Genomic DNA, 10,943 nt, shown 5'->3' on the forward strand with positions numbered 1-10,943 from the left:
AAGAGAAAGAGTTTGAATTCATTGCTAATAAGATTGCTGATATTTTAGATGATATTAATAATACTGATTTACAAGAACAAATCAAGGGTGAGCTTAAAGATTTAGCTAACAACTTTGTTATCTACAATCAATCGACGTACTAATAACTGGAGTCAAACCGAAAGTAATAAGGATCAATTATGGAAATTAAAGGCGAAGATTTTATTAAGAAAGTTCAATTAAAGCAAGAAGAGACTGAAATTGAACAAAGACTAAGTGAAATTAAAAATGCTCAGTCTGCTTATGAAGAACAACAAAATCATCAGGAACAACCACAACCAAGGTTAAACCCTGATTTAGATAGAGAAGTTAGAATGCAAGAAGAACAAGAGTATAGCGACATTATGCTAGGAAAAACTCCCTCTTCTGCAGGAAAAAATAGTGATAACAAAAAGAAATATCTAGTTTTAGGTTTAATTCTTGTTATTCTATTTTTATTAACAATTATTATTATTCGCCTTTTAACTAATGATTCAACTGAGGATGAATCTTTTTCTAAAACAACAGCTGATAAAGAAAATACTCAAACTATCTTAGCAGATGAAAACATTGAAGAACAATATCAAAAGATAATCAATGAAAAACTAAAAAACATTAAAGAAGAGAACAACAAAGAAGCAACTACTTTAAAAGAAGCGACTACAAATCTTGACCTTGAAAAAATAGAAGAGAAAGAAAAAGTTGTAAAAGAAGAGCCTGTTGTTAAAACAAAACCAAATGTTTTTGATGTAAAAGAAACAGTAAAACCTGAGCCTAAACCTGTTGTTAAAAAACCTGAACCAAAACCAGTTGTGAAAAAAGTAGAGCCTAAACCTGTTGTTAAAAAGACACCAGTAAAAACAGCAGCTAGTTCAACTATTACAACAAAACCTTCTGGTACATTTGTTCAAGTTGGTGCATTTTCAAAAATGCCAAATGACAAATATCTTGATACTATTACTAAAAAAGGTTTTAAATACAAAATTTATAAAGTTTCTATAAACAATAAAATGTTCCATAAAGTTTTAATTGGACCATATAACTCAAGAGGACAAGCAAAACTTGCTATAGACAATATTAAAAAACAACTTAATATTTCTGGAGCATTTATTTTAACATTCTAAAAGGCTATTTATATAATGCAATTTTACTCTAAAGTGCTTTTTCTAGATCAGTTCACTCCGGTGTCGATCTACGAAAAAGTTAAAGAACTATACTCAAACGAACTAACATTTCTTTTCGAAAGTACTATCAACTCAAGTGATGGGAACTACTCATTTATTTTTATTGGACAAAGAGAAAGAGTTTGGCATGAAAACAATCAAACTTTTTTTAGAAATGAAGCGGGAGAAACTAAAGAGGTTGATTCAAACCCATTAAAATTTTTACAAAAATACTATAAACAGTTTGATAAAGCTATTTACAAAGAAAAAGCAAGAGAGTTAGGAATTGGTCTTGTTGATGGATTTATTGGAAATGTTGGTTATGATATTGGAAAAGAGTTTGAACCAAAACTAAAAAAATCAATGGATAATTTAGTTGACCAACTTAATATCCCTGATTTAGACCTAGTTAGACCAAAAATTATTTTAGGTTTCTCTCACAAAACATCTAAACTTGTAATGGTTACTTCATTAGAAGAAAAAAAAGATGATTTAGAAAAGATTGAGGAGAAACTTTATACTCCATACTCTTATCAACCACTAAAAAAAGCTGAGCTTTTAGATGAAGGTAAATTCAACTACTCAAAAGAAGAGTTCTTTGAAATGGTTGCAAAATCTAAAGAAATGATTAAAAGTGGTGATGTATTCCAAATTCTTATGTCAAACAGATTTATTCAAAAAGCAAAAGTAGACCACTTAAGTTTCTATAGAGCATTAAGAAGTAAGAACCCTAGCCCCTATCTATTTTTCTTAGAGTATGAAAACTTTTGTATTGCAGGAAGTTCTCCTGAAGTAATGATTAGACTTGTTGATGGACATATTCTTTTAAGACCAATTGCAGGAACTAGAAAAAGAGGGAAAAACCTAGATAGAGATTTAGAGTTAGAACAAGAACTATTAGGTGATGAAAAAGAGAGAGCTGAACATATCATGCTTATTGACTTAGGAAGAAATGATGTGGGAAGAGTTGCAAAAAAAGGAACAGTAAAAGTAACTGACCTTATGAGAGTTGAAAGATATTCTCATGTTATGCATATTGTTTCAGATGTTGAAGCTTTAATTGATGATGAAAAATATGATATGTTTGACTTATTTGCTGCGACATTTACAGCAGGAACTATGACTGGAGCACCAAAAATTAGAGCAATGGAATTAATTGCTCAATTTGAAGGTATAAAAAGAAACTTCTACTCTGGAAGTATTGCTTACTTTGGTTTTGATGGAAATATGGACTCAGCAATTACTATTAGAACAACTATGCTTACAGAAGATAAAGTTATCTTCCAAGCAGGAGCTGGTGTAGTAGCTGACTCTAAACCAGAGTTAGAATACTTAGAAGTTCACAATAAACTTGCAGCTAATATTGCAACACTAAAAGATTTATCATAAAAAGGAAAACTATGTTACTTGGAGTAAATATTGATCATATTGCTGTGTTAAGAGAAGCAAGACAAATAAATGACCCTAATCCGCTAGATGCTTTAGGAATTTGTAAACTTGCTGGTGCTGACCAAATCACAATTCACTTAAGAGAAGATAGAAGGCACATCCATGATAATGATGCAAAAGCTATCATTCAACAATCTTCACTTCCAGTTAACTTAGAGTGTGCTATTGATGAAGAAATCATTGATATAGTTTGTAAACTAAAACCTTCTAGAGCAACACTAGTTCCTGAAAAAAGAGAAGAAGTTACAACAGAAGGTGGATTGAATTTAGATACATACTATACTAAAATCAAAAAAGCCGTTAAAAAACTACATGATAATGAAATTGAAGTTTCACTATTTATTGACCCAACAAAAGAGATGATTGAATTAAGTTCAAAACTAAAAGTTGAGTGGGTAGAGCTTCATACGGGAACATTTGCAAATATCTATGCGATGTTATATAGTAACTTAAGTCAAACTCACCACTCTATTGAAGAGTTTGAACTACCTAAAAAAGTTTTAAAAGATTTACTTCATAAAAGTAGAAAAGATATTAAAAAATCTGCTGCTTTAGCTCAACAATTGAACCTAAAAGTTGCTGCAGGGCATGGATTAAACTACCAAAATGTAGGATTAATCTCATCTATTAAAACAATAGAAGAGTTAAATATTGGACAAAGTATTATTGCTAGGTCTGTATTTACAGGACTTGAAAAAGCTATAAAAGATATGAAAGACTTAGTATGAGTAAAAAACCTAAAATTGCTATTTCTATAGGTGATTTAAATGGTATTGGTATAGAAATAGCTCTTAGTGCTCATGAAAAGATATCTGCTTATTGTGAACCTATTTACTGCATAAATAAACCTATGCTAAAAAGTGCTTCAAAACTTTTAGGAATAGATATTCCAAAAGGTTTTAAGACACATAATGTAAAAGCAGACTTTGAGATAAAACCTGGACAAGTTACAAAAAAAAGTGGTAAATTTTCATATGATTCATTTTGTGAAGCAATTAATCTAGCAAAAGACAAAAAAGTTACTTCTATTGTAACTCTTCCAGTAAATAAAGAGTCTTGGAATAAAGCTGGTATAAAATATAAAGGTCATACAGAAGTACTAAGGGACTTTTTTGGTAAAAATGCAATTATGATGCTTGGATGTAAAAAGATGTTTGTAGGTCTTTTTACTGAGCACTGTGCCCTAAAAAAAGTTCCTAAAAAAATAAATGAAAAAGATTTAACAACTTTTCTTTTAGATTTCCAAGAAAGTGTAAATGCTAAAAAAATAGGTGTTTTAGGGCTTAATCCCCATGCAAGTGATAACGGGGTTTTAGGTGATGAAGAAGTAGAAATATTTAAAGCTATTAAAAAAGCAAATAAAGAGTTAGGTAAAGAACTTTTTAAAGGACCATTAGTTCCAGATACTGCTTTTTCTCCTATGTCTAGAAAAAACTACAAATACTTTGTAGCAATGTACCATGACCAAGGTTTAGCACCATTAAAAGCTTTATATTTTGACCAAAGTATAAATGTAAGTTTGAATCTTCCTATTATTAGAACTTCAGTTGACCATGGAACAGCTTTTGATATAGCCTATAAAAAGAATAGACAACTAAATACAAAAAGCTACATAAATGCAGTAAAAGAAGCTGTACTACTTCACGAAAAAAGAAAATGAATACTTTAGAGTATTGTCATGAGTTTGAACTTTCTAAAATAAACTTTATTGAAAGAAAGACACGAATAACTCATCCTAAGACAATACTCTCTGGACCAATAGGCTCAGGAAAGACCTTTTTAATTTTTGACTATCTATCAAATTTTGAAACAAAAGACTATTTATATATCGATTTTAATGATATTAGAAACTCAAAAGAAGTAATAAAAGAAAACCTTGAAGAGTATGTTTTTAGAAACAATATTAAAGTGATTGTATTAGAGAACTTTGATTTTTCTTTTAAGATTCCATATTGCGATAGTGTAATAATTTCTACTTATGAAAAAAAAGAGTTAAAAGGGTATAAAAACCTATTTTTAAGCCCTTTGGATTTTGAAGAGTATTTACTTCATGAAAGTAAACATCAAAATATTACCCAAAGCTTTAATACCTTTTTAAAACATGGAAACCTTCCTCAGTCAGTAAACTTAGCTGAATACAAAGTTTATTCACAGTTACAAGAGATGCTTAAACTTTTTACAAAAGATGAAACTAGTGAAAAGATATTAAAAGTACTTTTTGAAAATATTGATGAAAAGAAGTCTTTAAATCAACTTTTTTTAACCCTTAAACAAGATATTAAAATTTCAAAAGATAAATTCTATGCAAAATGTAAAGAGTACGAAGACAAGAAAATTATATATTTTATAAAAAAGTATAATCAAGATAAAGCTACAAAAAAAATATACTCTTATAACTCTGCTTTTTTAAATGCGATTAGTCATAAAAAGAAGTTTAAAAATGAACTTACAAACATCATTTTTCAGGAGCTAATAAATAAAAAACAAGAAATTTTTTATTTAGATTATATTGATTTTTTCTTACCAAAAGAGAATATTGCTATTTGCTCTATTCCTTTTTTCAACTCGATGCTTATGGCTGCACAACTTAAAAAAATCATCAAATCAGCCAATGAATATAATATTAAAGAAATTTACATAATTACTGTATCAAACAATGAAACTATAAGAAAAGAAAATAATATTGTAAATGTTTTACCATTTTATGAGTGGGCATTAAGTTAATCTTATTAACTTTTTTTTTAGAATTTTTAGGTATAATCCCGTAATTATTAAAGGAACAGAATGAACAAAAGAGTACTTGTAAAGTTTTCAGGTGAAGCACTTGCTGGTGCTGACGGGTATGGTATCGACACTCAGATTTTAGACTATATTGCTAATGAAATCAAAGAGTTAGTTGATAATAATATCGCAGTTGGGATAGTTATTGGTGGTGGAAACATCATTAGAGGTGTTACTGCTGCTGCTGATGGTGTTATAAAAAGAACAAGTGCTGACTATATGGGTATGTTAGCAACTGTTATCAATGGTGTTGCAATGCAAGAAGCATTAGAACACAAAGGTTTAAGTGCAAGACTTTCAACTGCAATCAAAATGGAACAAATTGCTGAGCCATTTATTGTTAGAAAAGCACAAAGACACTTAGAAAAAGGTAGAGTTGTAATTTTCTCTGCTGGAACTGGAAACCCATACTTCACAACAGATACTGCTGCTACATTAAGAGCAACAGAAATTGATGCTTCAATGTTAATTAAAGCAACAAAAGTTGATGGTGTATATGATAAAGACCCAATGAAGTATGATGATGCAGTAAAACTTGATACAATCTCTTATGATAGAGCTTTAGAAGACCATATCAAAGTTATGGATGATACAGCTATTGCATTAGCTAAAGATAATAAACTTCCAATTGTAGTTGCAAATATGAACGAAAAAGGTAATCTTTTAAAAATTGTTCAAGGTGACTATACGAAATGTTCAATTGTTAAATAAAGGAAAAAAATGAGACTAGAAGAAAGAATGGCAAAAGCCTTAGAAAGAGTAAACAACGATAGATATATTTTATCAATTGCAGTTGGTCAAAGAGCAGATGAGCTAAGTAAAGGTGCTAAGCCATTATTAGAAAAAAACACTCAAAATATGAAATATACTGATATTGCAATTGATGAGATTGCAGATGGCCTACTTGTGATAGAAGGTTTAGTAGATAAAAATTAATTATAAAAGCTTAGGCTTTTATAGTTAATTAAAAGATCATTATGGATCCATTTATTGAAAAAATAGAGAGTATAAATACTCTTGACGACGCTATCCACCTACTTCACTCTGAAGCAAAAATCACTCCGAAACTTCAAGAAATTATTGACTTTGTTATTGAGGCTCACAAAGGACAATATAGAAAAAGTGGTGAACCATATTCTGTGCACCCTCTTTTGGTTGCATCAATTGCTTCACACTTTTCAAAAGAAGAAGATGTAATTGCTACAGCTTTGCTTCATGATGTAGTAGAAGATACAAAATATGACATCAATTTCATTAGAAGTAACTGGGGTGATGAAGTTGCTCATATGGTTGATGGACTTACAAAAATTGATGAAATAAGAGAGCATGAATTAGCACCATCTGATTCTGATAAAAAGCTTATTGCTTCTGCTCTTACATTTAGAAAAATGTTAATTGCATCAATTGATGATGTTAGAGTTTTAGTTGTTAAACTTTGTGACAGGCTACACAATATGTTAACACTAGATGCACTACCTCACAAAAAACAGCTAAGAATTGCAGAAGAGACTCTTGTTGTATATGTTCCTATTGCTCATAGACTTGGTATTTCAACTATTAAAAATACTTTAGAAGATTTAGCATTTTTTTATATCTACCCACAAGAGTACAAAAAAATTGATGACTTTATAAAAGAGCATCAACATGCAATCCAATTAACTTTTAATAAGTTTATCTCTTCAACAAAAAAATTGTTAGAAAAGAATGGATATGATTTAAGTAAAATTCATATTTATAGTAGAATTAAACACCACTACTCTATTTATCTAAAAATGCAAAGAAAAGGTGTAAGTATAGATGAAGTACTTGACCTACTTGCTATTAGAATTTTAGTTGAAGATGATATTGACTGTTATAAAATCCTTGGATTCTTACATTTAGAGTATAAACCTTTAATCTCAAGATTTAAAGACTATATCTCTACACCTAAAGAGAATGGTTATAGAACTATTCATACAACTGTATTTTACAACTCTAAAATATATGAAGTTCAAATTAGAACTTTTGAAATGAATAAAATTGCAGAGTATGGTATTGCTGCACACTGGAAATATAAAAGTGGTGCAAAACAAGGACCAAATTTAAATTGGCTAAAATCATTAGAATACTCAACTGAAAATATTGAAGAGTTCTATCAAGATACAAAAGATGATTTATTTTCAGAAGATATTGTTGTTTATTCACCACAAGGTGATACATTCAACTTACCTCGTGGTTCAACTGCACTTGATTATGCTTATGCTGTACATACAGATGTAGGAAGAAATGCTGTTGAGTGTTTTATAAATAAAGTTAAAAAACCACTTTTAACAGAGCTGAAAAGTTCAGACATCGTTTCAATTAAAACAGTTGATTATGCAATTCCAAGATGTTCATGGACTGATTTAGTTAAAACTACAAGGGCTAAAAAACAAATCAAGTTTTTATGCTCTCAAAGATTAAAAGAGATAGATGAGTTAACAGGAAGAAATATATTAAACTCTTTCTTCTCTAAGTATTTTGACAGTATTACATCTTTTGTAAAAAAAGAGCCTTTACAAAAAGTACCACATAATCTTGATTACTTTAAACACTTAAAACATGAAATTGAGAAAAAAGTAATAGAAAAACAAGGTTTTGTAGCTAGATTTAAAATGTATACTAGTAAAATCAAAAAATTTAAATTTGATAATATACTTATATATTCAAATTTTAGTATTAATTCTGTATCATTTGACCACTGTTGTCACCCTAAATTTGCCGATGAAATCGTTGCATTTAAAGAAGGGAACAAAGCACTTATTCATCATAAAATGTGTGATAAAGCATATAAGAAAATCATGAGTAATGATGAGATGTTATTTTGCAAATGGACAAAAGATACACTTTACCAATACAGAATGGTAGTTAGTTTACCAAATACAAAAGGTGAATTAGCAAGACTTCTTATGTATATGACTCAATTTGAAGGTTATATATTATCTGTTGAGTATGGAAGAGAAAAACACTCATATAGACAATATTGCGATATTGAGTTTGAAGTAAACAAATCAAATATTGAAGAAGTTAGAAAATTAATTGAAAAAAAAGCAAAAGTTATAGAGTTTTTCTCAAAAAAAGACGCATATAACAAATAAGTTTTAAAAAAAGAGGATTTATGGAAGAACAAATTAAAGAAGCTTTAGCAGAAATTCAAAGAGGAACTGCAGAAATAATAGATATTGAAAGAATTGAAAAACTTATTAGAAACTATTATGAAAACGGTGAGAATTTTAATGTAAAAGCTGGATTTGATCCAACTGCTCCTGATTTACACTTAGGACATACAGTACTTATTCAAAAAATGGCAACATTTCAGAAACATGGTGGAATTATTCAGTTTTTAATTGGAGACTTCACTGCTACAATTGGTGACCCAACGGGGAAAAGTGAAACAAGAAAAGTTTTAAGTGCACAACAAGTTTTAGACAATGCAGAAACATATAAAGAACAAGTATTTAAAATTTTAGACCCAGAAAAAACAAAAGTTATGTTTAACTCACAATGGTTAAATGAACTAGGAACTGCAGGACTTATTAACTTAGCATCAAACTTAACAGTAGCAAGAATGTTAGAAAGAGATGACTTCTCAAAAAGATATGCATCAAATACTCCTATTGCAGTAAGTGAGTTTACTTACCCTCTACTTCAAGGATATGATTCAGTTGCAATGGATACTGATATCGAAATGGGAGGAACTGACCAAAAGTTTAACTTACTTATGGGAAGAACTTTACAAAAAGCATATGAGTGTAAAAAACAACAAGCTGTTTTAATGATGCCTATTTTAGAAGGTTTAGATGGTGTTCAAAAGATGTCTAAATCTTTAGGTAACTATATTGGTGTTACTGATGAAGCAAACGATATGTTCGGTAAAGTATTATCAATTTCTGATGAATTAATGTGGAGATATTTTGAATTATTATCTTCAAAATCATTAAAAGAGATTGAACAAATGGAAAAAGATGTAAAAGATGGTTCTTTACATCCTAAAAAAGTGAAAGAAAACTTAGCTATGGAAATTGTTGAAAGATACCATGGTGCAGGTTCTGGTGAGAAAGCAAAAGAAGAATTTGAAAAAGTTTTCGCTAAAAAAGATATTCCAACTGATATGCCAGAGTTTGAATTAGAAGCTGGTACTTGGATTTGTCAAGCTTTAGTTGATGCACAATTAGTTAAATCTACTTCTCAAGCAAGAAGAGATATTAAAGCAAATGCTGTTTCATTAAATCAAGAAAAAGTTAGTGATGAAAAACTAAATTTAGAAGCGGGAGAATATATTTTACAAAAAGGTAAAAAAAGTTTCGCTAAGATAATAATAAAATAAAGAAGGTCAGATTTGAAAATAGGGAAATATGAGATAAAGCACCCGATTATCCAAGGGGGAATGGGTGTCGGAATTAGCTGGGATCAATTAGCAGGAAATGTAAGTAAAGAAGGTGGCCTTGGAGTTATTTCATCTGTAGGTACTGGTTATTACAAAGATGCAAGTGAAAATGTAAATATTGTATATAGAAAAGATAAACCAAAAGATGTGATGAACTTCTACTCAAGAGATGCTTTTTTTGAAATTGTAGAAAATGCAAGAAAAATTTGTGGAGATGCTCCATTAGCTTGTAATATTTTATATGCATGTAATGACTATGGTAGAATGGTAAAAGATGCTTGTGAAGCAGGTATTAATATCATCATCACTGGTGCTGGTCTTCCTACAAATATGCCTGAATTCACACAAGACTATCCAGATGTAGCACTAGTTCCTATTGTAAGTTCTGCAAGAGCCTTAAAACTTATTTGTAAAAAATGGAAAAAATACAACAAAGTTCCAGATGCAATTATCGTTGAAGGTCCTTTAAGTGGAGGACACCAAGGATTTAAATATGAAGATTGCTTTAAAGAAGAGTTCCAATTAGAAAATATTGTTGGCCCAGTTATTGAAGAAGCAAAAAATTGGGGAGAAGATATTCCAATTATTGCTGCTGGTGGAATTTGGGATAAAAATGATATTGATAAATTTATTGCTATGGGATGTACTGGTGTACAAATGGCAACAAGATTTATTGGTACTTACGAATGTGATGCCTCACCTATTCTTAAAGATGTATTATTAAATGCAAAAGAAGAAGATATTAAATTAGGAAAGTCTCCTGTTGGATTACCAGCTAGAAGAGTTGTTACTAAATTACAAGAGACAATTGAAGATGGTACTGCTCCAAAAGTAGTATGTATTTCTAACTGTGTTGCTCCTTGTCACAGAGGTGTAGAAGCAAGAGCAGTAGGATATTGTATTGCTGATAGACTTGGTGCTGCATATCAAGGTGATTTAGATACAGGACTATTCTTTACAGGTTCTAATGGATATAAACTTAATAAAATTATATCTGTACATGAATTAATGGAAAAGCTAACTAAAGGGGAATAAAATTTTAAAGAAATTTATTCTTCTAACTTTTTTCATATTAACACTAACTACAAGTTCCATTTTTGCTAGTACTTTAGAAGAGTACAACGATG

At 29.8% G+C, this 10,943-nt stretch carries 10 protein-coding genes and 1 pseudogene; all 11 read left to right on the plus strand.

Features of this window, described 5'->3' with window-relative positions; all coding sequences use genetic code 11:
- Positions 1 to 143: pseudogene (gene glyA / locus CRV02_RS09975) on the plus strand (serine hydroxymethyltransferase); the annotation flags it as partial.
- A 36-nt stretch (positions 144 to 179) separates the two neighbouring features.
- Complete coding sequence (locus tag CRV02_RS09980; protein ID WP_129090212.1) at positions 180 to 1,142, plus strand: SPOR domain-containing protein; 963 nt, start codon at positions 180 to 182, stop codon at positions 1,140 to 1,142.
- 15 nt (positions 1,143 to 1,157) lie between these two features.
- Complete coding sequence (locus CRV02_RS09985) at positions 1,158 to 2,570, plus strand: anthranilate synthase component I family protein (RefSeq protein ID WP_129085610.1); 1,413 nt, start codon at positions 1,158 to 1,160, stop codon at positions 2,568 to 2,570.
- Between the two features lie 11 nt (positions 2,571 to 2,581).
- Positions 2,582 to 3,358: a pyridoxine 5'-phosphate synthase gene (locus tag CRV02_RS09990; protein WP_129090213.1), complete on the plus strand. Its 777-nt coding sequence runs from the start codon at positions 2,582 to 2,584 to the stop codon at positions 3,356 to 3,358.
- Positions 3,355 to 4,290: a 4-hydroxythreonine-4-phosphate dehydrogenase gene (gene pdxA, locus CRV02_RS09995; RefSeq protein WP_129090214.1), complete on the plus strand. Its 936-nt coding sequence runs from the start codon at positions 3,355 to 3,357 to the stop codon at positions 4,288 to 4,290. Before CRV02_RS09990 ends, pdxA begins: the two co-directional genes overlap by 4 nt.
- A complete protein-coding gene (locus CRV02_RS10000; RefSeq protein WP_129090215.1) occupies positions 4,287 to 5,354 on the plus strand; it encodes an ATP-binding protein in 1,068 nt (355 codons plus the stop codon). The genes pdxA and CRV02_RS10000 overlap by 4 nt, the downstream gene beginning before the upstream one ends.
- A gap of 60 nt (positions 5,355 to 5,414) precedes the next feature.
- On the plus strand, positions 5,415 to 6,122 hold the full coding sequence (gene pyrH / locus CRV02_RS10005; RefSeq protein ID WP_129090216.1) for a UMP kinase: 708 nt from the start codon (positions 5,415 to 5,417) through the stop codon (positions 6,120 to 6,122).
- A 9-nt stretch (positions 6,123 to 6,131) separates the two neighbouring features.
- Complete coding sequence (locus tag CRV02_RS10010) at positions 6,132 to 6,347, plus strand: DNA-directed RNA polymerase subunit omega (RefSeq protein WP_129007978.1); 216 nt, start codon at positions 6,132 to 6,134, stop codon at positions 6,345 to 6,347.
- Between the two features lie 41 nt (positions 6,348 to 6,388).
- A complete protein-coding gene (locus CRV02_RS10015; protein WP_129085615.1) occupies positions 6,389 to 8,527 on the plus strand; it encodes a bifunctional (p)ppGpp synthetase/guanosine-3',5'-bis(diphosphate) 3'-pyrophosphohydrolase in 2,139 nt (712 codons plus the stop codon).
- Positions 8,528 to 8,547: 20 nt separating this feature from the next.
- Positions 8,548 to 9,756 carry a tyrosine--tRNA ligase gene (gene tyrS / locus CRV02_RS10020; RefSeq protein WP_129090217.1) on the plus strand — a complete coding sequence of 403 codons (1,209 nt, stop codon included), beginning with the start codon at positions 8,548 to 8,550 and terminating at the stop codon, positions 9,754 to 9,756.
- A 12-nt stretch (positions 9,757 to 9,768) separates the two neighbouring features.
- Positions 9,769 to 10,851, plus strand: coding sequence for a nitronate monooxygenase (locus tag CRV02_RS10025; RefSeq protein WP_129090218.1), 1,083 nt, complete (start codon positions 9,769 to 9,771; stop codon positions 10,849 to 10,851).
- Positions 10,852 to 10,943: the final 92 nt, after the last annotated feature.

The organism is Arcobacter sp. CECT 8989, from assembly GCF_004116715.1.
Taxonomy (GTDB): domain Bacteria; phylum Campylobacterota; class Campylobacteria; order Campylobacterales; family Arcobacteraceae; genus Halarcobacter.